Here is a 22204-nt window from a genome sequence, read left to right as displayed (position 1 = left end):
CTGTGAGCTGGAGGACTTGGCGAGCGGAGGGGAGGCGGCACGGGTGTGCGGGTGACGGCGGCTGCGCAGGAATCCCCAGGCAAGATGCTGGCCTGGCGCTACATTGTTCAGCGGCCTGTCAGCCCCGCGTATGCAGGCGTGGGGGGGATGAGGCGCGATGGGTAGTGGTGGGCCGTAGCAGCTCGCTGCTGGCCCAGCCTACAGCCCATCTTGCCAGGGCTCAGTCTGCCTGGATCAGGGGATCAGGCCCTGGCTGCGCAGGTAGTCGTCGTAGGTGCCGCTGAAGTCGATTACGCCGCTGGCGGAGAGTTCGATGATGCGCGTGGCCAGGGAGCCGACGAACTCGCGGTCGTGGCTGACGAAGACCAGCGTGCCCGGATAGTTTTCCAGCGCCAGGTTGAGCGCCTCGATGGATTCCATGTCGAGGTGGTTGGTCGGTTCGTCCATGATCAGCACGTTAGGCTTTTGCAGGATCAGCTTGCCGAACAGCATGCGGCCCTGTTCGCCACCGGAAATCACCTTCACCGACTTGAGGATTTCGTCGTTGGAGAACAGCATGCGGCCGAGGGTGCCGCGCACCAGTTGCTCGCCGCCCTGGGTCCAGCGGCCCATCCAGTCGAACAGGTTGCTCTCGTCTTCGAAGTCTGAGGCGTGGTCCTGGGCGTAGTAGCCCAGTTCGGCGCTTTCGGTCCATTTGACGGTACCGGCATCCGGGTACAGTTCGCCGACCAGGGTGCGCAGCAGGGTGGTCTTGCCGATGCCGTTGGGGCCGATGATGGCCACGCGTTCGCCGGCTTCGACGTTGAAACTGAAGTTCTTGAACAGCGGCTTGCCGTCGAAGCCCTTGGCCATGCTGTCGACGATCACGGCCTGGCGATGCAGCTTCTTGTTCTGCTCGAAGCGAATGAACGGGCTGATCCGGCTGGACGGCTTGACTTCGGCCAGCTGGATCTTGTCGATCTGCTTGGCACGCGAGGTGGCCTGCTTGGCTTTCGAGGCGTTGGCCGAGAAGCGGCTGACGAAGGACTGCAGCTCGTTGATCTGGGCTTTTTTCTTGGCGTTGTCCGACAGCAGTTGCTCGCGCGACTGGGTCGCGGCGGTCATGTACTCGTCGTAGTTACCCGGGAACAGGCGCAGTTCGCAGTAATCCAGATCCGCCATGTGGGTGCACACACTGTTGAGGAAGTGGCGATCGTGGGAAATGATGATCATGGTGCTGTTGCGCTGGGTCAGGATGTTTTCCAGCCAGCGGATGGTGTTGATGTCCAGGTGGTTGGTCGGCTCGTCGAGCAGCAACACTTCCGGATCGGAGAACAACGCCTGGGCCAGCAGTACTCGCAGTTTCCAGCCTGGAGCGACTTCGCTCATCGGGCCGAAATGCTGAGTCAGCGGAATGCCCAGGCCCATCAGCAGTTCGCCCGCGCGGGATTCGGCGGTGTAGCCGTCCATCTCGGCGAACTCGGTTTCCAGTTCGGCCACGGCCATGCCGTCGTCTTCGCTCATTTCCGGCAGCGAGTAGATGCGGTCACGCTCGGCTTTGACCTTCCACAACTCCTCGTGGCCCATGATCACGGTATCGAGCACGCTGAAGTCTTCGTAGGCGAACTGATCCTGGCGCAGCTTACCCAGGCGCACGTTCGGCTCCAGCATCACCTGACCGCCGCTCGGTTCCAGGTCGTTGCCGAGAATTTTCATGAAGGTCGACTTGCCGCTGCCGTTCGCCCCAATCAGGCCGTAACGGTTGCCGCCGCCAAACTTGACGGAAACGTTCTCGAACAGGGGTTTGGCCCCGAATTGCATGGTGATATTGGCGGTGGAGATCACGTAATCGTTGTCCAGGAAGCGAGCGCGGGAGCGCGAAAGGGGCAAGATTGTACAGCTTTATGGCCCGGCAAGGCAGCCGGGAGGACAGATGGGAGGGTTTTGCCGGGTGATCTGCGGTTGTGAAAATATCGAGCGCCGTCGCGAGGCTGCCTCAAGGCGTCTGCGGCACGCCGCAGCGGACGTTTGGAGGCTGCCGCAGTATTTTCACAAGCGCTCTGCTCTCAGTCGCGGTAGAACACCTGTACCAGGTGATAGCCGAACTGGCTCTTCACCGGACCATGCACCTCACGCAGGGGTTTCTTGAAGATGACCTGATCGATCGCTCGGACCATCTGTCCGGGGCGCACTTCGCCGAGATCGCCGCCGCGCTTGCCGGACGGGCAGGTGGAATACTGCCGTGCGAGCAGATCGAAGGCCTCGCCGGCGGCGATGCGCTTCTTCAGTGCCGCGGCTTCCGCTTCGGTTTTCACCAGAATATGGCGGGCCATTGCTTTTGCCATGACGAGTTCCTCATTTCTACCGGGCGCGTATTGTGCCAGTGTTTGCTGCGCCATCAGAATGACGTCACTGTTCAGGTTTGCCGATTCTCCGGGGGCACGGATGAATTCTGGCCTAACGTATTAAATCCAATCGACGGAAGCGCTGTTCATGGATATCCATTCAATGTTGAAAGTCCTGGCCAGCCAGGACGGTTCTGACCTCTACCTGTCAACCGGCGCGCCGCCATGCGCCAAGTTCAATGGCGTGCTCAAGGCGCTCAGTCAGGAACCCTTGAAGGCCGGCGAGGTGGCCGCCATCGCCGAAGGGGTGATGGATGTCGCCCAGCGTGAAGAGTTCGAGCGCGAACTGGAGATGAACCTGGCGATTTCCCTGTCTGGCGTAGGGCGCTTTCGTATCAATATCTTCAAGCAGCGCAACGAGGTGTCCATCGTCGCGCGCAATATCAAGCTGGATATCCCCAAGTTCGAAGACTTGAAGCTGCCCGAAGTGTTGCTCGGCACCGTCATGGAGAAACGCGGCCTGGTGCTGTTCGTCGGCGGCACCGGTTCGGGCAAGTCCACCTCCCTGGCGGCGCTGATCGACTACCGCAACCGCAATAGCGGCGGGCACATCATCACCATCGAAGACCCGGTGGAGTATGTCCACCGGCACAAGAAATCGATCATCAACCAGCGTGAAGTCGGCGTCGACACCCGCAGCTTCCACGCGGCGCTGAAGAACACCCTGCGCCAGGCGCCGGATGTGATCCTGATCGGCGAGATCCGCGACCGCGAAACCATGGAGCACGCCCTGGCCTTCGCCGACACCGGCCACCTGGCGATCTCCACGCTGCACGCCAACAACGCCAACCAGGCGTTGGACCGCATCATCAACTTCTTCCCAGAGGATCGCCGTCCGCAGTTGCTCAACGACCTGGGCAACAACCTCAAGGCTTTCGTTTCCCAGCGCCTGGTCAAGACCATCGATGGCAAGCGCCGCGCCGCGGTGGAGGTGTTGCTCGGCACGCCGACCATCCGCGACCTGATCAAGCGCAACGAGTTTTCCGAGATCAAGGAAATCATGGAAAAGTCGAAGAACCTGGGCATGCAGACCTTCGACCAGGCGCTGATCGATCTGGTCAATGAAAACGTTATCGACGAAGAAGAAGCGGTGAAGAATGCCGACTCGGCGAACAATGTGCGTTTGAAGCTCAAGCTCTATCGCGACAACCCATCCACCGCCAGCCCGGTAGCCGCCGTGTCGGCTGCCGTTGCCGCGCCTGCGAAAGCTGCCGAAGCCGGCGACTGGGGGCTGGAGCTGAAACTCGAAGACATTGAAGTGGATTCGCCTTCGGAAGACCCAGGGCGGCAGGGGATTTAAGCCAACGCCGAGGCTGCATCGGCGCGACTCGCCTTCTGGGGCTGCGCGCCAACCGCCCTGCGTGCTGTATGGGAAAATTTCACCCTCACTGTGCTTAGCGCGTGGCGCCGGGAGTCGATAGATTCATGCGTTGCGCCGAGCTGCCGAGCTGCCGAGGGGAGGGTGAGATGCGTATTGCCGTGCTGACATTCGATGGTTTCAACGAGCTGGATTCCTTTGTCGCCGCCGGCGTGCTTAACCGCTTGCGTGGGCAGGGCTGGCAGGCACAGATCACCTGCCCGAGTGCGCAGGTCACCTCGATGAATGGCGTACAAGTGCAGGCCCAGCAGCCCTTGGAATTCGCCAGCCAGGCGGATGTGGTGCTGTTCGGCAGCGGCATGCAGACCCGTGCGATTGCCCAAGATCTGAGCATCCTCGAGCGCCTGCGGTTGGATCCGTCGCGCCAGTTGGTCGGTGCACAGTGCTCGGGAGTCTTGTTGATGGCCAAGCTTGGATTGCTCGGCGATCTGCCCGCCTGTACCGACCTGAGCAGCAAGCCCTGGGTGATCGAGGCCGGGGTGCGCGTGCTGGATCAGCCGTTCTATGCCAAGGGCAACCTGGCCAGCGCAGGCGGTTGCCTGTCGGCGCCGTACCTGGCGGCCTGGGTGATTGCCAAGCTGGCGGGAGAGGGCGCCTGCGCCGAGGCGCTGCACTACGTTGCGCCGGTTGGCGAGAAACAGGCCTTCGTGGAGCGGGCGCTGGCGGTGATTCGCCCGTATCTGTAGTGCGCGCGGACACGCTAGTGGTTGGTTAACTCAAATGTGCCGGCTTGAGTCTTATCTGTGGCAGGCCCAACCTCGGTGTGTCCTGCACCGCGACAGCACAACCTGGCAACCCGCCGGCGTCCCCGTGGATGGGAAAGGTAGGGAAAATGCCGGGAACATTTTCGCGAGCGGACGCCGCCGTCTACCAGGTTCTGGACCGGCTGAGTCCATGGATGAACGGATTAACCGATCAGGCCACTAGGCGCTAAAAGCGTCAGCTGCAACCGCAGATGTGCTACTAGAAGCGCCTGCAAAGCGGTGAAGTCCTTGACCGGCAGTTCGGCTAGCAATTAGTGGTATTCCAAAGCGTGGGATTGCTTATCTAACGTTCGTCGGCGGTGAACCAGAATTCGATCTCGTCGGTTTCCTCGGCAAACTCGGCGGCGTGCAGCATGCCGGCCGGCACCTGATACCAGTCGCCGGTCCTGTAGGTAGTGGTCTGCCCGTCGATGGTCAGCTGCAGCGCCCCCCGGGTGATCACCCCGTAATTATCGGTGTCATGGCTATGGGCTGGGATCGTGGTGCCCGCCGGGTAGGAGGCGAACAGCACGTCGCTGCCCGTGGCCGCCAGCTTGTAGGCATCGAAGCGGCCGTCATACAGCGGCAGGGATTTGATTTTATCGGGGTACTGACCGGCCATGATATTGTTCCTTGTGTGTGATGTCCTGGGCCTATGACCCTCTTATCTAGTTGCTGTTATGCAATAGCGGCAGGGCTTCGGCAACGGGGCGCGAACACGGCCTGTGCTATTAGCCGAGCTCGAAGCTGGTCACGCCGAATACGCGCTCGATGGGCAGATTCGGTGGGGTGCCCAGGTACATGCGTGCGGTCTCGAACGAGACCTGCATGCCGTAGCGCTGCGCCAACGCTACTGCCGCAGGGTTCAGCGCCGGCGTATCCAGGAAAAGCTCCGCGCCTGCTGGTGCGCTGGCGTTGAGGGCGAGAAAGAGCTGTTCGGCCAGCGCGCCACTGTTGGCAAACAATGGACCGATCTTGTAGCCGCTACGGCACTTGCGCAGCACCGCGTAGCCGGCCAGCTTGCCCGCCTGCAGGATGCCCAGCGCGGTGCTTGCCGGCTGCTCGATCCAGCAGCTCAGAAAGGCCGTGCGGTTCTCGGCAAACAGTGTCTGGTCGTAGGCATCTAATTCGGCAAAGGGCAGCGTGGACAACGGCACTATGGCGGGATTGGCCGGGAAATCTCCGCCAGCGACACCCTGATAACGAATATTGGCGCAGGCCAGCTTGAACCCCGATTTCATGTAGTTGCCTTGCTGCGCCACCACGCCGTCCAGGCCAACGGTGCGCCCCTGCAGATAGGTCAGCCCGGCCTTCCAGATCTGCAGGCCATAGCCCTGGCCACGGTACTCCGGCTTGACGATGTAGCAACCGAGAAAGCCAAAGCCGCTGCCGTACTTCACCACCGAAATGAGCGCAATCGGCTCATCGCCCAGCAGGCCGATCAGAAAGCCATTGGGGTCGGCCGCATAGAAGCACTGCGCGTCATGCATACCCGGATTCCAGCCTTCAGCCGCGGCCCAGTCGATGGCGATATCGACTTCTGCGCGGGTCATGGTTCTGATCTTGTAGTCGGGCTTGTGCACGGTCTTTGTCCATTGCCTAAGGCAGGGCTGGGCGCGACGGTGTGGCAGCCAGCGCGCGCAAACCGTCGCCGTTCGACGCTATTCGATCTTTTCTGCCCTGTCCATCCGTCAGCAGCCGTTGGACAGTCGTTTATTCGGTGCCACCAGCTAGCTGGGATGGTCCGGCCTTGGTGATCAGTGCTGCAGCTCCGGCAGATTCCGATACAACTCCAGCGCCCGGGGGTTGGCCAGGGCGTCGCTGTTCTTCACCGGCTTGCCGTGCACCACGTTGCGCACCGCCAGCTCGACGATCTTGCCGCTGAGGGTGCGGGGAATGTCGGCCACGGCGATGATCTTGGCCGGTACGTGGCGCCGCGTGGTGTTACTGCGGATCGCCTGGCGAATGCGTGCCTGCAGTTCATCGGTCAATGTCACGCCGTCGCGCAGACGGACGAACAGCACCACGCGCACGTCATCGTCCCAGTCCTGGCCGATGGCGATGGACTCCAGCACCTCCTCGATTTTTTCCACCTGGCGGTAAATTTCCCCGGTGCCGATACGCACGCCGCCCGGATTGAGTACCGCGTCGGAGCGACCGTGAATCACCAGGCCGCCGTGGCTGGTCTCCTCGGCGTAGTCGCCGTGAGCCCAGACGCCGGGGAAGGTGTCGAAGTAGGCGGCGCGGAACTTCTCGTCAGCCGGATCGTTCCAGAAACCCACCGGCATTGAGGGGAAGTGTTGGGCGCAAACCAGTTCGCCTTTCTGGCCAATAACCCGCTGGCCAGCCTCGTTCCACACCTGGACGTCCATGCCCAGGCCCTTGCACTGCAACTCGCCGCGCCAAACCGGCAGCAGCGGATTACCCAGGGCGAAGCAGGAGACGATGTCGGTGCCGCCGGAAATCGATGACAGGCACAGCTCGCTTTTGATCTCGCGGTAGACGTACTCGAAGCTCTCGTGGGACAGCGGCGAGCCGGTCGAGAGGATGGCTTTCAAGCGTGCCAGTTGGTGCGAGCTGCCTGGCTTGGCGCCGGCCTTTTCCAGGGCGGCGAGGTACTTGGCGCTGGTGCCGAAGATGCTGATATTTTCCGCGTCGATCAGGTCGATCAGGCGTTGCGCGTCGGGGTGAAACGGCGAGCCGTCGAATAGCACCAAGGTGGCGCCCAGAGCCAGGCCGGAAACCAGCCAATTCCACATCATCCAGCCGCAGGTGGTGTAGTAGAACAGCGTGTCGCTGGCGTGCAGGTCGCTGTGCAGGCCGAGTTCCTTGACGTGCTGCAACAACACGCAGCCGGTGCCGTGGACGATGCACTTGGGCACGCCGGTGGTGCCACTGGAGTAGAGGATATACAGCGGGTGATCGAAGGGCACGGCAGTAAACTGAGGCTCGCCGCCGGCCTGGTAGAAGTCCTGCCAGAGCGCGACCTTGGCTTCGGTGGTGAAGTCGTCGACCTTGGCTTGTGGCCGGGAGTAGGCCACCACGATCAGCTGCTGCAGCGACGGCAGGCGTTCGAGGATCTCGTTGAGTTTGCCGGTCAGGTCGAGGTTCTTGCCGGCATAGCGGTAGCCGGCGGCGGCGATGAGCACCTTGGGCTCGATCTGACCGAAGCGGTCGATTACCCCCTGGGTGCCAAAGTCCGGCGAGCAGGATGACCAGGTGGCGCCCAGGCTGCTGGCGGCGAGCATGCCGACCAGCGTCTGCCAGGTGTTGGGCATCAAGGCCACGACCCGGTCGCCAATGCCTACCCCGGCGGCCTTGAGGCTTTGCTGCAGGCCGGCGACATGGGCGGCCAGCTCGGCGTAGCTCATTTGCTCGCGCGAACCGTCCTCGCCGACGGCCACCAGCGCCGGGTGGTCATCGCGGCGGCGCAGCAGGTGTTCGGCGAAGTTAAGCTGGGCGCCGGGGAACCAGCGGGCGCTGGGCATGACCAGGCCTTCTTCCAGCACGGCGTGGGGTTGCTCGCTGAAGCGGATCTCGAAGAAGTCGACGATGGCCTGCCAGAACGCCTCGCGGGCAGCCAGGCTCCAGGCATGCAGGGCCGGGTAGTCGGGCAGTTGCAGGCTGTGGCGCTGGTTGACGAAACGGCGGAAGGCGTCCAGCCGGGTGGCGGCGATACGGTCCTGGGAGGGGGTCCACAAGGGCTTTTGCATGTCTGTTCCTCATTCGGCTGTCGCCGAGGCTCTTGTTGTGCCAGGCCATCGTGCATGGCGATGGCACCCTAGCCTGCCGAGCGGCGGTCGCCTTGGACTGCAACGACCTTTCCTGCAAGGGCTCCGACCTCCGGCCCCGTGGCATGGACAAAGCCTGCGGGTAACGGCTCGTTTGCCCCGCAACAACCTGGGGGCAACTGCAGGTCGGCGCAGCCCGCGATCAGGCTGGCACCTAGCCTGACCGTCGCAGTTGGCTGGTGGCGTGGGCTGCCAAACCGCTACCGGCTTGTCGGCCCAATGCCGGGCACGGGCGGCACCAGGGTCAGCACGTGACGGCCATAGGTTCTGGAGCGGCCGGTTCATCGTTACCCCGACGTATGCTTTACATAATGGCACGCAGTCGGCGGCGATGCCTGGCGGGCGCCGTCAGCTGCCGGCCGGCGGTGTTTCGACTCGCGGAAGATTCAGGCTGTTCCAGTCCGTGACGTGCAGCAGCACATCGCTGAGGGCCTGGGCCGCGCTCGACAACTCGTGCCCGGCCAGGTGCAACAGGCCGACGCGGCGTTCCACCCGCGGCTCGGATAGGGCAATGCAACGGGCGCCGAGCTCTTGCATCTGCTGGATGCACAGGCTCGGCACCGCGCTCACGCCGAGGCCCTGGGCGACCATGCGGCCGACGGTCACCAGCTGGTGGCTCTCAAAGGCCACCCGCAGTTTGCCATGTTGGGCCGCGATGCTTTCCTCCAGCAGCAGGCGCACCGCAGACGGGCGCTGCAAGGTGATAAAGCTCTCTTGCAGCAACGCTGCCCAGCTCAGTTCGGGCAACTCGGCCAGCGGGCAGTCAGCGGGTACCACCGCGACAAAACGGTCGGTATAGAAGGGGATAAAGTCCAGGCCATCGAGGGATTCCGGCTCGAAGGCAATGCCCAGCTCCACCCGGCGGTTGCGCAGCATCTCCAGCACCTGTTCGTTGATGACGTCATGCACCGCCACGTTGACCTTCGGATGCCGCGTACGAAACGCCTTGAGGGCAACCGGCAGCAGGTTGCCGGCGAAGGAGGGCATGGCGGCGATGGCAACCTTACCCAGTTGCAGGGTGAAGTGCTGGCGCAGCAGTTCCTCGGTGTTGTCCCAGTCGGCCAGCAGGTGCCGGGCGATCGGCAGCAGCAGTTCGCCTTCCGGGGTCAGGCTGACACTGCGGGTGGTACGCACCAGCAACGGGCCACCGAGGGATTGCTCCAGGTTCTTGATCGCCAGGCTCAGCGCCGGCTGGGACAGATGCAGGCGCGCGCAAGCCTGGACGAAGCTCAGGCTCTGCGCCACGGCGAGGAAGGCACGCAATTGCTTGACGGTCATTGGTTTGTTTTTCTGATTAATGGCTTAGAAAAACAAACTTAACAAATTAGTCTGCAGCGGTGAAGCTCTCACTTGCTTTCTGGCGGCACGGCTGCCGAACCGACAATTACAAGAGGCGCAGCGATATGAGTGGACTCGACAAGCGAGTAGGCAGTTACGCAGAGGCCCTGGCCGGGCTGACCGACAACATGACCGTTCTGGCCGGCGGCTTTGGCCTGTGCGGGATTCCGGAGAACCTGATCGCCGAAATCCGCCGCCTCGGCGTGCGCGGCCTGACCGTGGTCTCGAACAACTGCGGGGTCGATGGTTTCGGCCTCGGCGTGCTGCTGGAAGACCGGCAGATCCGCAAGATGATCGCCTCCTATGTCGGTGAGAACGCCCTGTTCGAGCGGCAGTTGCTCAACGGCGAACTGGAGGTCGAACTGACTCCGCAAGGCACCCTGGCGGAGAAACTACGCGCCGGTGGCGCCGGTATCCCGGCCTTCTTCACCGCTACCGGCTACGGCACCCCGGTCGCCGAAGGCAAGGAAGCACGCGAATTCAATGGCCGCCATTACATCCTCGAACCGGCCATCACCGGCGACTTCGCCATCGTCAAAGGCTGGAAGGCCGACCACTTCGGCAACGTGATCTATCGCCACACTGCGCAGAACTTCAACCCGCTGGTGGCCACCGCCGGGCGCATTACCGTGGTCGAGGTGGAGGAAATCGTCGAACCCGGCGAACTCGATCCGGCACACATCCACACCCCGGGCATCTACGTCGATCGCATCATCCAGGGCAGTTTCGAGAAGCGGATCGAGAAGCGCACCCTGCGCGCCTGAGAACCTATCAGGATCGGCTGCGCGTCGGCCCGGTTGTGTTGAAATCGGACTCGGACTGCTCATTTAGCGCTCGTAAATTCCGCGTCCTCGTCCGATTTCGCCTTGCCGGCCTCTAGCTCGCTCGAGCCTGACCAGATTCTTCCACCACTGAATAAATTGAGGAAGTACAAATGGCACTTACCCGCGAACAGATGGCTCAGCGTGTGGCGCGCGAATTGAAAGATGGTTACTACGTGAACCTGGGCATCGGCATCCCGACCCTGGTGGCCAACTATGTGCCGCAAGGCATCGACGTGATGCTGCAATCGGAAAACGGCCTGCTCGGCATGGGCGCATTCCCGACCGAGGATGAGCTGGACGCCGACATGATCAACGCCGGCAAGCAGACGGTGACCGCGCGTAAAGGTGCGTCGATCTTCTCCTCGGCCGAGTCCTTCGCGATGATCCGCGGTGGTCACGTCGATCTCACCGTACTTGGCGCCTTCGAGGTGGACGCCAACGGCAACATCGCCTCCTGGATGATCCCCGGCAAGCTGATCAAGGGCATGGGCGGCGCCATGGACCTGGTCGCCGGCGCCGACAACATCATCGTGACCATGACTCACGCCTCCAAGGATGGCGAGTCCAAGCTGCTGAAACACTGCAGCCTGCCGCTTACCGGCTGCGGCTGCATCCGCAAGGTGCTCACCGACTTGGCCTACCTGGAAATCGACAATGGCAGCTTCATCCTGCGTGAGCGCGCGCCGGGTGTGAGCATCGAGGAGATCGTCGCCAAGACTGCAGGCCCGTTGATCGTGCCGGACGATGTTATCGAAATGACCTTCTGAGCACCTCCCCGCTGCGCAGGCTGCCACCACGCATGGCGCCCTGCGCAGCGGCTTTTTCATTTGTAGGATGGGTCGGGCGGCGTTCCGCGAGCGCAGCGTTACCCATCGCTTGTCGATGCCCCGAACGGCATCGACGCAACTCGCAGGAGTCTCACCATGCAAGAAGTCGTCATAGTCGCCGCCACCCGCACCGCGGTCGGCAGTTTCCAGGGTTCGCTGGCGGGCATTGCTGCCCCCGAACTGGGCGCTGCGGTGATCCGCCGCTTGCTGGAACAAACCGGCCTGAATGGCGCCGAGGTCGACGAAGTGATCCTCGGCCAGGTGCTCACCGCAGGCAGCGGACAGAACCCGGCACGCCAGGCAGCGATCCTCGCCGGCCTGCCCCATGCGGTACCGGCACTGACCCTGAACAAGGTCTGCGGTTCGGGCCTGAAAGCCCTGCACCTGGGCGCCCAGGCGATTCGCTGCGGCGATGCCGAGGTGATCATCGCCGGCGGCATGGAGAACATGAGCCTGGCCCCCTACGTCATGCCCGGCGCACGTACCGGCCTGCGCATGGGCCACGCCCAGTTGGTCGACACGATGATCACAGACGGCCTGTGGGACGCCTTCAACGACTACCACATGGGCATCACCGCCGAGAACCTGGTGGACAAGTACGCCATCAGCCGCGAGGAGCAGGATGCCTTCGCCGCCGAGTCGCAGCGCAAGGCCTGCGCCGCCATCGAGGCCGGCCGCTTCAAGGATGAAATCACCCCGATCCTGATTCCCCAGCGCAAAGGCGAGCCTCTGTCCTTCGCCACCGACGAACAGCCGCGCGCCAGCACCACCGCCGAATCATTGGCCAAGCTCAAGCCGGCGTTCAAGAAAGACGGCAGCGTCACCGCCGGCAATGCCTCCAGCCTCAACGACGGCGCCGCCGCGGTGCTGCTGATGAGCGCAGGCAAAGCCCAGGCCCTCGGTCTACCGGTGCTGGCGCGCATCGCCGGCTACGCCAACGCCGGCGTCGATCCGGCAATCATGGGCATCGGCCCGGTCTCCGCCACCCAGCGCTGCCTGGCCAAGGCCGGCTGGAGCCTGGAGCAGCTGGACCTGATCGAGGCCAACGAAGCCTTTGCCGCCCAGGCCCTGGCCGTTGGCAAGGAATTGCAGTGGGATGCCAGCAAAGTCAACGTCAACGGTGGCGCCATCGCCATCGGCCATCCGATCGGCGGTTCCGGCTGCCGGATTCTGGTGACCCTGCTGCACGAGATGATCAAGCGCGATGCCCACAAGGGCCTGGCCACTCTGTGTATCGGCGGTGGTCAGGGCGTGGCATTGGCGATTGAACGCGGATAAATAACGCTCCCCGCCCTACAAGGCTACGAGCACCGGACAAGAAGTCCTAACAGCCAAACGCCGGTCGCACCTCGATAGAGGGCGCCGGCGTTTTTTCGCTTATCTGCGAGAGAGGCTGGTTGGTGAACAAAAAAAGCCGCGGCACAGGGTGACCACGGCCAGGGAAAGGCGTGGATGTGTTCAGGCCTGTGCCTGGGCCAAGCGGGCGCGGGCCACCCGCGAGCCGTTGGGCTTGTCGAGCACCGCGCAGATGCGCTGACCGGCGGCGATCAGCAGATCCATATCGATACCGCTGCTGATGCCCAGGCCATTGAGCAGATACAGCACATCCTCGGTCGCGACATTGCCGGTGGCGCCCTTGGCATAGGGGCAGCCGCCGAGGCCGGCGACCGAGCTGTCGAACACCTCGATACCTTCCAGCAGGCTGGCGTAGATATTGGCCAGGGCCTGACCGTAGGTGTCGTGAAAATGCCCGGCCAGCTTGTTGCGCGGGACCTTGCCGCCGACTACTTCAATCAAACGCCGGGTTTCTCCGGCGGTGCCAGCACCTATGGTGTCGCCGAGGGAGATCTCGTAGCAGCCCATGCTGTAAAGCTCGCGGGCCACCTCTGCCACCTGGGCAGGGGCGATGGTGCCCTCGTAAGGGCAGCCGAGTACGCAGGATACGTAGCCACGCACGCGAATGCCCTGCTGCTTGGCGGCGTCCATCAATGGCAGAAAACGCTGCAAGCTCTCGCTGATGGAACAGTTGATGTTCTTCTGCGAGAAGGACTCGGAGGCGGCGGCGAAGACGGCCACTTCCTTGACTCCGGCCGCCAGTGCCGCTTCGAAGCCCTTGAGGTTGGGGGTCAGGGCGGCGTAGGTCACGCCGGGCAACTGCTGGATCTGGACGAACACCTCGGTGCTGCCGGCCATCTGCGGCACCCACTTGGGCGAGACGAAGCTACCGACTTCGATATAGCTCAAGCCGGCGGCGGACAGGTCGTCGACCAGGCGCACCTTGTCGGCCACGCTGATCGGCTGTTTTTCATTCTGCAGGCCGTCGCGCGGGCCGACTTCGACCAAGCGCACCTTGCTGGGAATTGTCATTGCGTCATCTCTTGAATCGGGATCTTGGGCTTCGTATCCAGGCAGCACCTTACGAAGGACCTTGGACGCTAGGATGGGTATCGCTTCGCTCAACCCATCCTACGCAGTCAATTCAGCATTCGACAGCAGCGAGCCATCAGGCTTCGTCCAGCTCAACCAGCACGCTGCCTTCGCTGACCATCTCGCCTTCGCTGCAATACAACGCCTTGACGGTGCCGGCATGCGGGGCGCGGATGCTGTGCTCCATCTTCATCGCTTCCAGCACCACCAGGGCGGTGCCGGCCTCGACCTGCTGGCCTGCTTCGACCAGTACGCGGACGATGCTGCCGTTCATTGGCGCCGTCAGGCTACCGTGGTGGCTGTGGCTGGCCTCGACGGCGGCAATCGGGTCGACGCGATTGACCGGGTGCAGCTCACCATCCCACTCGAAATACAGGGTGTCGCCTTGGCGAATCGCCGTGTGGCGCCGCTGCACGGCTGTAAGCGCCGGTGATTCGCCTTGCAGGCGGACGTCGCCACTGAGCTTGACGGTCTGTTCACTGCCATTGCAGTTGAGGCTGATCGAGCACTCGCTGGGCAGCCCGGCACGCCAGCCGCTGCTGGTTGCCCACGGCGAATGGAAGTCCTCGTGCTTGCGCCGTAGCGGCTCGCTCTGTACGAAGGCTTCGCCGGCCAGTTGCCAGAATTCGGCGGGCAACTCGCCTGGCGGCGGCAGAAGTTGCGCTTCGTGGCGCGGGATAAAACCGGTATCCAGCTCGGCGTCGGCGAAGGCCGGGTGGGCCAGCACGCGACGCAGGAACGCCAGGTTGGTCTTGACCCCGCCGATGCAGGTTTCATTGAGCATGGCCAGCAGACGCAGGCGCGCTTCTTCGCGGTTGTCGCCCCAGGCGATCAGCTTGCCGAGCATCGGGTCGTAGAAGGGCGACACCTCGTCACCTTCGGCCACGCCCATATCGACCCGCCGGCCCGGTCCGGCACTGGCCTCGCGGTACAGGGCGAGGGTGCCGGTGGAGGGCAGGAAGTCGTGATCAGGGTCTTCGGCGTACAGGCGTACCTCGATGGCATGACCGATCAAGGGCACTTGCTGCTGAGTCAGCGGCAGCGGCTCGCCACGGGCCACGCGGATCTGCCAGGCGACCAGATCGAGGCCGGTGATGGCCTCGGTGACCGGGTGCTCGACCTGCAGGCGGGTGTTCATCTCCATGAAGAAGAAGTCGCCGCGCTCGTCCAGCAGAAACTCCACGGTGCCGGCGCCGACATAGCCGATGGCCTGGGCTGCCTTGACTGCGGCCTCGCCCATGGCGCGGCGCAGTTCCGGGCTGAGGCCCGGCGCCGGCGCTTCCTCGACCACCTTCTGGTGGCGACGCTGGATCGAGCAATCGCGCTCATTCAGGTACAGGCAGTGGCCGTGTTGGTCGGCAAATACCTGGATCTCCACGTGGCGCGGTTTGAGTACGTATTTTTCCACCAGCATGCGAGAGTCGCCGAACGACGACTGCGCCTCGCGCTGGGCGCTGGCCAGGGCTTCGGCCAACTCGCTCTCGCGCTCGACCACCTTCATGCCCTTGCCGCCGCCACCGGCGGTGGCCTTGAGCAATACCGGGTAGCCGATGACTTCGGACGCGGCGCGGAAGGTCTCCAGATCCTGGGCCTCGCCGTGATAGCCAGGCACCAGCGGTACGCCGGCGGCGTCCATCAGCGCCTTGGCCGCGGACTTGCTGCCCATGGCGTCGATGGCGCTGGCGGGCGGGCCGAGGAAGAGCAAGCCGGCCGCTTCGATAGCGCGGGCGAAACCGGCGTTCTCCGAGAGAAAGCCATAGCCGGGGTGGATGGCCTGGGCGCCGCTGGCCTGGGCCGCGGCAATCAGCGCGTCGATGCGCAGGTAGCTGTCGGCCGGCTTGGCGCCGCCCAGGTCGACGGCGATGTCCGCCTCGCGCACGTGGCGGGCGTTACGGTCGACGGCGCTGTGTACCGCCACGGTCGTGATGCCCATGGCCTTGGCCGTGCGCATCACGCGGCAGGCGATTTCGCCGCGGTTGGCGATCAGCAGGGTGTCGATGTGCTTGCTCATGCGTGTTGCTCCTGCCGGAGGGATTGACGTTTATCGAGCCAGCTGCCGCACTGAACGCTATGGAGCACTAGATCGCAAGGAATAGTCATTGTTGCTCCTGCCAGCTCGGCTTGCGTTTATCGAGGAACGCGCGCAGGCCTTCCTGGCCTTCGGCGCTGACGCGGATGCGGGCAATGGCGTTTTCGGTATAACGGCGCAGGGCCGGGGTAAGCACGCCGCTGGCGACTTCCTTGAGCAGGTCCTTGCTCGCCTGCATCGCCTGCGGGCTGTTGAGCAGCAGGTTGGCGACCCAGTCGTTGACCGCGTCGTCCAGCGCCTCGGCCGGGTAACTCTCGGCCAACAGGCCCAGTTCACGGGCCCGCTCGCCGCTGAAGCGTTCGGCGGTCAGGGCATAACGACGCGCCGCGCGTTCGCCGATGGCCTGCACGACGAAGGGGCTGATCACCGCCGGGGCCAGGCCGATGCGCACCTCCGACAGGCACAGTTGCGCGTCGTCGGCACCGATGGCCATGTCGCAGCAGGCGATCAGCCCCAGTGCGCCGCCGAAGGCCGCACCCTGGACCACGGCCAGGGTCGGAATCTTCACCTGGTAGAGGTTGTGCATCAGCTCGGCCAGTTCGCGCGAATCGGCCAGGTTGGCCTTGTAGTCGAGGGTCGCGGCATGTTGCATCCAGGCCAGGTCGGCACCGGCAGAGAAGTGCTTGCCACGCCCGCGCAGCAGGAGAAAGCGCAGGCTCTTGTCGGCCTGCACGTCATCCAGGGCGAGGATCAGTTCACGGATCATCTCGGCGTTGAAGGCGTTGTTCTTGTCGGCGCGATTGAGCCAGAGGGTGGCGAAACCGCGCGGGTCTTGTTCCAGTTGTACGGTGGTGAAGTTGGTCATGGTGTTGGCTCGAAGAGTTAGTTCTGTGGGAGGGGCCGGGCGGCGGTCCGCTTTAGCCGCGACAAGGCGAAAAGCATCGCGGCTAAAGCCCCTCCCACAAGGGTGATCACATGCGGAACACACCAAAGGTGGTCGGCTCGATCGGCGCATTGAGGCTGGCGGACAACGCCAGGCCGAGCACCTCGCGGGTCTGCGCCGGGTCGATCACGCCGTCGTCCCACAGCCGTGCGCTGGAATAGTAGGGATGGCCCTGGCGCTCGTACTGCTCGAGGATCGGCTGCTTGAGCTTGGCCTCATCCTCGGCGGAGAAGTCGTGGCCGGCGCGGGCCGCCTGCTCGTGCTTGACCTGCACCAGGACGCCGGCGGCCTGTTCGGCGCCCATCACGCCGATCCGCGCGTTCGGCCACATCCACAGGAAGCGTGGGTCGTAGGCGCGGCCGCACATGCCGTAGTTACCGGCACCGAAGCTACCACCGATGATCACGGTGAACTTCGGCACCTTGGCGCAGGCCACCGCGTTGACCAGTTTGGCGCCGTGCTTGGCGATGCCGCCGGCTTCGTACTTCTGCCCGACCATGAAGCCGGTGATGTTCTGCAAAAACAGCAGCGGAATGCCGCGCTGGCAGGCCAGCTCGATGAAATGCGCGCCTTTCTGCGCGGATTCCGCGAATAAGATCCCGTTATTGGCGAGGATCGCTACCGGATAGCCCTGAATGTGCGCGAAGCCGCAGACCAGGGTGGCGCCGAACAGCGCCTTGAACTCATCGAATACTGAGCCGTCGACGGTGCGCGCGATCACCTCGCGTACATCGAAGGGCTGCTTGGCGTCGGCCGGGATCACCCCGTACAGCTCCTCGCTGTCATACAAGGGGGCGATCGGCTCGCGATTATTCAGCACCCCGAGCTTGCGCCAGTTGAGGTTGGCGATACTTCGCCGGGCCAGGGCCAGGGCGTGCTCGTCGTTCTCGGCGTAGTGGTCGGCGACCCCCGAAATCTTGCAGTGCACATCGGCGCCGCCCAGGTCCTCGGCACTGACCACCTCGCCGGTGGCGGCCTTCACCAGCGGCGGGCCGGCGAGGAAGATGGTCGCCTGATTGCGCACCATGATCGCCTCGTCGGCCATGGCCGGCACATAGGCGCCACCGGCGGTGCAGGAGCCCATGACCACGGCGATCTGCGGGATGCCCATGGCGCTCATGTTGGCCTGGTTGAAGAAGATCCGGCCGAAGTGCTCGCGGTCCGGGAACACCTCGTCCTGGCGCGGCAGGTTGGCGCCGCCGGAGTCCACCAGGTAGATGCACGGCAGGCGATTCTGCTGGGCGATGGTCTGGGCGCGCAGGTGTTTTTTCACCGTCAGCGGGTAGTAGCTGCCGCCTTTCACCGTGGCGTCGTTGGCCACGATCATGCACTCGACGCCTTCGACCCGACCGATGCCGGCGACTACCCCAGCGGCCGGCACGTCTTCGCCATACACCTCGTGGGCCGCCAGTTGGCCGATCTCGAGGAAGGGCGAACCGAGGTCGAGCAGGCGGTTGATCCGTTCGCGTGGCAGCAACTTGCCGCGTGAGATATGCCGGTGCTGGGCCTTCTCACCGCCGCCTTCGTGGACGCGGGCGAGGAGGGCGCGCAGGTCATTGACCTGGGTGAGCATCGCCGCGCTGTTGGCGGCGAACTCCGGGGAACGGTTGTTGATCTGGGTATGCAGGATGGCCATCGAGTTGGCTCCGTGAAAAACCGTAGGATGGGTTGAGCTTGCGATACCCATCGCAAACACCGGCATGGGTATCGCGTTGCTCAACCCATCCTACGGCTCTGGCTTATTTGGTTTCGTTGAACAACTCGCGGCCGATCAGCATGCGCCTGATCTCGCTGGTGCCGGCGCCAATCTCGTAGAGCTTGGCGTCGCGCAGCAGGCGGCCGGTGGGGAATTCGTTGATGTAGCCGTTGCCGCCGAGGATCTGGATCGCCTCCAGGGCCATCTGCGTCGCACGTTCGGCGCTGTAGAGGATCACCCCGGCAGCGTCCTTGCGGTTGGTCTCGCCGCGGTCGCAGGCCTGGGCCACGGCGTACAGGTAGGCGCGGCTGGCGTTGAGCTGGGTGTACATGTCGGCCACCTTGCCCTGGATCATCTGGAACTCGCCAATGCTCTGGCCGAACTGCTTGCGGTCGTGGATATAGGGCACCACCACGTCCATGCAGGCCTGCATGATGCCGATCGGCCCGCCGGCCAGGACCACGCGCTCATAGTCCAGACCGCTCATCAGCACCTTCACGCCGCCGTTTTCCTTGCCGAGGATGTTCTCTTCCGGCACCTCGACGTCATCGAAGAACAGCTCGCAGGTGTTGGAGCCGCGCATGCCCAGTTTGTCGAACTTGCTGCCGCGGGAAAATCCCTTCCAGTCGCGCTCGACGATAAAGGCGGTGATGCCGTGGGCGCCTTTCTCCAGGTCGGTCTTGGCGTAGATCACATAGGTGTTGGCGTCTGGGCCGTTGGTGATCCAGGTCTTGCTGCCGTTGAGCACGAAGTGGTCACCGCGACGCTCGGCGCGCAGCTTCATCGACACCACGTCGGAGCCGGCGTTCGGCTCGCTCATGGCGAGGGCGCCGACGTGCTCGCCGCTGACCAGCTTGGGCAGGTACTTGGCCTTCTGCTCAGCGCTGCCGTTGCGGTTGATCTGGTTGACGCACAGGTTGGAGTGGGCGCCGTAGGACAGGCCGACCGAGGCCGAGGCGCGGCTGATTTCCTCGATGGCGACCACGTGGGCCAGGTAGCCGAGGCCGGCGCCGCCGTATTCCTCGGACACGGTGACGCCGAGCAGGCCCATGTCACCGAACTTCTTCCACATGTCGGCGGGGAACAGGTTGTCGCTGTCGATGGCGGCGGCGCGCGGTGCCAGTTCCGCGGCGACAAAGGCCTGGACCTGATCACGGAGCATGTCGATGGTTTCGCCGAGGGCAAAGTTGAGGGACGGATAGCTCATGGTTCCACCTGTCTTAATCGTTCTTAGGTTTAGGCTGTAATGCCTTGTTTCTTATCTGTTTTTGCTAATGCATTGAGGCAACGTTCTTCGGCGGTATCCAATTCCAGCTGCATCTGTTGAATGTCCAGTAGTTGCTGCTGCAGCTGAGTGCGGCGCTCGGCGATTTTCTGCATGAAGGTCTGCAGTTGCTTGCGGTTGCCATGCACCGGGTCGTACAGCTCGATCAGCTCCTTGCACTCGGCCAGCGAGAAACCGATGCGCTTGCCGCGCAGAATCAGCTTCAGGGTGACCTTGTCCTTGCCGCTGTAGATACGTTCCTGGCCGCGCCGCTCGGGGCTGAGCATGCCTTGCTCTTCGTAGAAGCGGATGGCGCGGGTGGTGATGTCCAGCTCGCGGGCCAGGTCGGAAATGCTGTAGGGAGCAGGCATGGAGAAGGTCTCAGTGATTTACCTTTACGTTAACGTAAATCAGTGTCAGCCTTGCTGTCAACTGTGTATCGGACTGGTGTGACGCCCGGCCGCAACAGGCAAGGCCAGAGCCGTAGAGAAAGCTTTACCAGCTTAGACTGCAGGTGTAGACATTCAAAGCAGGTAACTCCACTACCGGGCGACCAGCCTGGAATCATAAGGTTGGCCTAGTGGACGAAGTCGCTGGAGCGAGAGATGGCACAAGAGATTCGAACAACTATGGCCACTGATCCTTTGCAGGAGTCACGGCTCGCACGTCTGAAGCTGATCAGCGAGGGCGATCTGCCGCACGGCGTGCTGCGTGATGAGATCGATGCCTCCTGGCGGCGCAGCCTCGGCTATGGCCTGAACTGCCTGGAGAACGAAGATTCGGGCCTGCAGCAGGATAGCGATCTGCATGTCTTGCTGGAAAGCAATCGCTTGTTGATCGATGCCGCCACGCCTGAGTTGGAATACCTGGTCAACCATCAGGGCAAGGCGGGGCTGGTGATCCTTGGCGATGCCCAGGCCAACATTCTTGCCCTCGAAGGACAGACTCGCTACCTGAGGGAATTCGGACTACGTGACCTCAAGCTCGGCAGTTGCTGGAGCGAATCGTTGCGCGGTACCAATGCGCTAGGCACCGCAGTAGCGGAAGGACGTCCGACCCTGATCAACTGTGGCGAGCACTACCTGGACCGTCTCAGCCGGTTCTCCTGTACCTCGGTGCCGATCAAGGACGCGCAAGGAGCGGTGGTCGGCGTACTCGACCTGACGCGCGATGGTCATATGAGTCATCCCCAGGACAACTTATCCACCCTGATGTTGGTCGCCAGCAATATCGGAAATCGATTATTTGCCAGCAGTTACCCCGAGCACCTGGTGTTGGCTGTCCACACTCGCCCACAATTTCTGGACTCTGCGTGGCACGGGTTACTGGCACTGAGTCTCGATGGCGAAGTGCTGGCGGCCAATGAACAGGCTTGTGCGCTTTTGCAATCGAGCCGCGCGGCCCTGGTCGGCCGGCGTAGCAGCGACTTGCTCAGCAGCGACTCGCCGCACGTCATCGGTCGGCTACTGCGGGGCGACGTCAGTAGCGTGCAAACTGCTAAAGGGGTGTTCTATTTCAAGGCCTTGCAGCTGCCGCGGCATGCCAACTTGGCCACAGTCCCGATGCAACGCGCGCGCCCTGGCCGAGCCAAGGCCGTTGATCTGGACGAATTGGCCGGCGGTGACAGTCGTTTTGCCCGGGCATTGCGGATGGCCCGCCAGGGATTGGCTGGAGATCTTCCGGTATTGCTGTTGGGGGAGACTGGTACGGGCAAGGAAGTGGTCGCACGGGCGCTGCACCAAACCAGCGCACGGGCCGACAAGCCCTTTGTCGCGGTCAACTGTGCGGCCATTCCCGAAGGCCTGATCGAGTCCGAGTTGTTTGGCTACCGTGAAGGTGCCTTCACCGGCTCGCGGAAGGGCGGCATGATTGGCCGGTTGATGCAGGCTCATGGCGGCACTTTGTTCCTCGACGAAATCGGCGATATGCCGCTGAGCCTGCAGGCGCGTCTGTTGCGTGTATTGCAGGAGCGCAAGGTGGCTCCCTTGGGCGCCGGCGAGGAGCAGAACATAGACATAGCGGTGATTTGCGCGACCCACCGTGATCTCAAACGTCTGGTCCAGGAGTCGGCCTTTCGCGAAGACCTCTACTACCGCGTCAACGGGGTCAGTCTTCGTCTGCCGTCGTTGCGCGAGCGCGATGACCTGGCGGGCATGATCGCGGCGATGCTAGGTAAGCTGGGCGCTGCTCAAGTCAGTCTGACGCAAGAATTGACCGACCTGCTTGGCCGCTATGACTGGCCGGGTAATATTCGCCAGCTAGATATGGTGCTGCGCTCGGCTCTGGCCATGCGTGAGCCGGGCGAAAGTGTGCTTGGACTCGACCATCTCACCGACAGCCTGCAGGAAGAACTGACCGCCAGTTGCCGGCAACCCGGCAGCATTCGTGAGTCGGAGCTGGAGTTGATCCGCAGTTCATTGGAGCGCCATCAGGGCAACGTATCGGCTGCCGCCGACTCGCTGGGTATCAGCCGAGCCACCCTGTACCGCAAGCTCAAACAGTTGCGAGGCTGAGCCCATGCTCTGTGCCCTTCAACCCCAGGTATCGAGCCAGTCCGTGC

The 22204-nt window shown here is 63.2% G+C and carries 18 protein-coding genes; 6 read left to right on the top strand and 12 right to left on the bottom strand.

The features are described from left to right. Nucleotides 1-234: 234 nt before the first annotated feature. Both B2D37_RS08150 and B2D37_RS08145 read right to left on the bottom strand, forming a co-directional pair. Nucleotides 235-1824, bottom strand: coding sequence for an ABC-F family ATPase (locus B2D37_RS08150; protein WP_079204934.1), 1590 nt, complete (start codon nucleotides 1822-1824; stop codon nucleotides 235-237). A gap of 221 nt (nucleotides 1825-2045) precedes the next feature. Continuing rightward, nucleotides 2046-2324 (bottom strand): peptidylprolyl isomerase, encoded by a 279-nt coding sequence (locus tag B2D37_RS08145; RefSeq protein ID WP_079202230.1) that lies wholly within the window; start codon nucleotides 2322-2324, stop codon nucleotides 2046-2048. Nucleotides 2325-2472: 148 nt separating this feature from the next. On the opposite strand from B2D37_RS08145, the gene B2D37_RS08140 reads away from it, so the two are divergent. After that, nucleotides 2473-3684, top strand: a complete 1212-nt coding sequence (locus tag B2D37_RS08140) for a PilT/PilU family type 4a pilus ATPase (protein ID WP_177345194.1) — start codon at nucleotides 2473-2475, stop codon at nucleotides 3682-3684. Between the two features lie 167 nt (nucleotides 3685-3851). After that, nucleotides 3852-4448 carry a DJ-1/PfpI family protein gene (locus tag B2D37_RS08135; RefSeq protein WP_079202228.1) on the top strand — a complete coding sequence of 199 codons (597 nt, stop codon included), beginning with the start codon at nucleotides 3852-3854 and terminating at the stop codon, nucleotides 4446-4448. 361 nt (nucleotides 4449-4809) lie between these two features. Here the strand turns inward: B2D37_RS08135 and B2D37_RS08130 are convergent, their stop codons facing one another. From B2D37_RS08130 to B2D37_RS08115, 4 genes are all read right to left on the bottom strand, one after another. Beyond that, nucleotides 4810-5127, bottom strand: coding sequence for a cupin domain-containing protein (locus tag B2D37_RS08130; RefSeq protein ID WP_079202227.1), 318 nt, complete (start codon nucleotides 5125-5127; stop codon nucleotides 4810-4812). A 109-nt stretch (nucleotides 5128-5236) separates the two neighbouring features. Then, nucleotides 5237-6088, bottom strand: coding sequence for a GNAT family N-acetyltransferase (locus B2D37_RS08125; protein ID WP_218190380.1), 852 nt, complete (start codon nucleotides 6086-6088; stop codon nucleotides 5237-5239). A gap of 174 nt (nucleotides 6089-6262) precedes the next feature. Continuing rightward, a complete protein-coding gene (locus B2D37_RS08120; protein WP_079202226.1) occupies nucleotides 6263-8218 on the bottom strand; it encodes an acetoacetate--CoA ligase in 1956 nt (651 codons plus the stop codon). 426 nt (nucleotides 8219-8644) lie between these two features. Further along, a complete protein-coding gene (locus B2D37_RS08115; RefSeq protein WP_079202225.1) occupies nucleotides 8645-9574 on the bottom strand; it encodes a LysR family transcriptional regulator in 930 nt (309 codons plus the stop codon). Nucleotides 9575-9699: 125 nt separating this feature from the next. On the opposite strand from B2D37_RS08115, the gene B2D37_RS08110 reads away from it, so the two are divergent. From B2D37_RS08110 to B2D37_RS08100, 3 genes are all read left to right on the top strand, one after another. After that, nucleotides 9700-10398: a CoA transferase subunit A gene (locus tag B2D37_RS08110; protein ID WP_079202224.1), complete on the top strand. Its 699-nt coding sequence runs from the start codon at nucleotides 9700-9702 to the stop codon at nucleotides 10396-10398. Nucleotides 10399-10568: 170 nt separating this feature from the next. Next, entirely contained in the window at nucleotides 10569-11225 is a 657-nt protein-coding gene (locus B2D37_RS08105) for a CoA transferase subunit B (RefSeq protein ID WP_079202223.1), read from the top strand. 156 nt (nucleotides 11226-11381) lie between these two features. Continuing rightward, nucleotides 11382-12563 (top strand): acetyl-CoA C-acetyltransferase, encoded by a 1182-nt coding sequence (locus B2D37_RS08100; RefSeq protein WP_079202222.1) that lies wholly within the window; start codon nucleotides 11382-11384, stop codon nucleotides 12561-12563. Nucleotides 12564-12743: 180 nt separating this feature from the next. Here the strand turns inward: B2D37_RS08100 and B2D37_RS08095 are convergent, their stop codons facing one another. The 6 genes from B2D37_RS08095 to B2D37_RS08070 form a co-directional block, all read right to left on the bottom strand. Then, a complete protein-coding gene (locus B2D37_RS08095) occupies nucleotides 12744-13652 on the bottom strand; it encodes a hydroxymethylglutaryl-CoA lyase (RefSeq protein ID WP_079202221.1) in 909 nt (302 codons plus the stop codon). Between the two features lie 136 nt (nucleotides 13653-13788). After that, the gene (locus B2D37_RS08090; protein ID WP_079202220.1) at nucleotides 13789-15723 is read right to left on the bottom strand and encodes an acetyl/propionyl/methylcrotonyl-CoA carboxylase subunit alpha; all 1935 of its coding nucleotides are present in this window, start codon (nucleotides 15721-15723) and stop codon (nucleotides 13789-13791) included. Nucleotides 15724-15808: 85 nt separating this feature from the next. Continuing rightward, nucleotides 15809-16606, bottom strand: coding sequence for a gamma-carboxygeranoyl-CoA hydratase (locus tag B2D37_RS08085; RefSeq protein WP_079202219.1), 798 nt, complete (start codon nucleotides 16604-16606; stop codon nucleotides 15809-15811). A gap of 106 nt (nucleotides 16607-16712) precedes the next feature. Then, entirely contained in the window at nucleotides 16713-18320 is a 1608-nt protein-coding gene (locus B2D37_RS08080; protein WP_079202218.1) for a carboxyl transferase domain-containing protein, read from the bottom strand. A gap of 103 nt (nucleotides 18321-18423) precedes the next feature. Continuing rightward, the gene (locus tag B2D37_RS08075) at nucleotides 18424-19587 is read right to left on the bottom strand and encodes an isovaleryl-CoA dehydrogenase (protein WP_079202217.1); all 1164 of its coding nucleotides are present in this window, start codon (nucleotides 19585-19587) and stop codon (nucleotides 18424-18426) included. A 29-nt stretch (nucleotides 19588-19616) separates the two neighbouring features. Further along, nucleotides 19617-20015 carry a MerR family DNA-binding transcriptional regulator gene (locus B2D37_RS08070; protein WP_079202216.1) on the bottom strand — a complete coding sequence of 133 codons (399 nt, stop codon included), beginning with the start codon at nucleotides 20013-20015 and terminating at the stop codon, nucleotides 19617-19619. A 234-nt stretch (nucleotides 20016-20249) separates the two neighbouring features. On the opposite strand from B2D37_RS08070, the gene B2D37_RS08065 reads away from it, so the two are divergent. Continuing rightward, a complete protein-coding gene (locus tag B2D37_RS08065) occupies nucleotides 20250-22157 on the top strand; it encodes a sigma-54-dependent Fis family transcriptional regulator (protein ID WP_079202215.1) in 1908 nt (635 codons plus the stop codon). The last annotated feature ends 47 nt before the right edge of the window (nucleotides 22158-22204 follow it).

Origin of the sequence: Pseudomonas sp. CC6-YY-74 (assembly GCF_002025205.1) — a bacterium.
GTDB lineage: Bacteria > Pseudomonadota > Gammaproteobacteria > Pseudomonadales > Pseudomonadaceae > Aquipseudomonas > Aquipseudomonas paeninsulae.
This window is presented reverse-complemented; position numbering and strand designations above follow the sequence as displayed.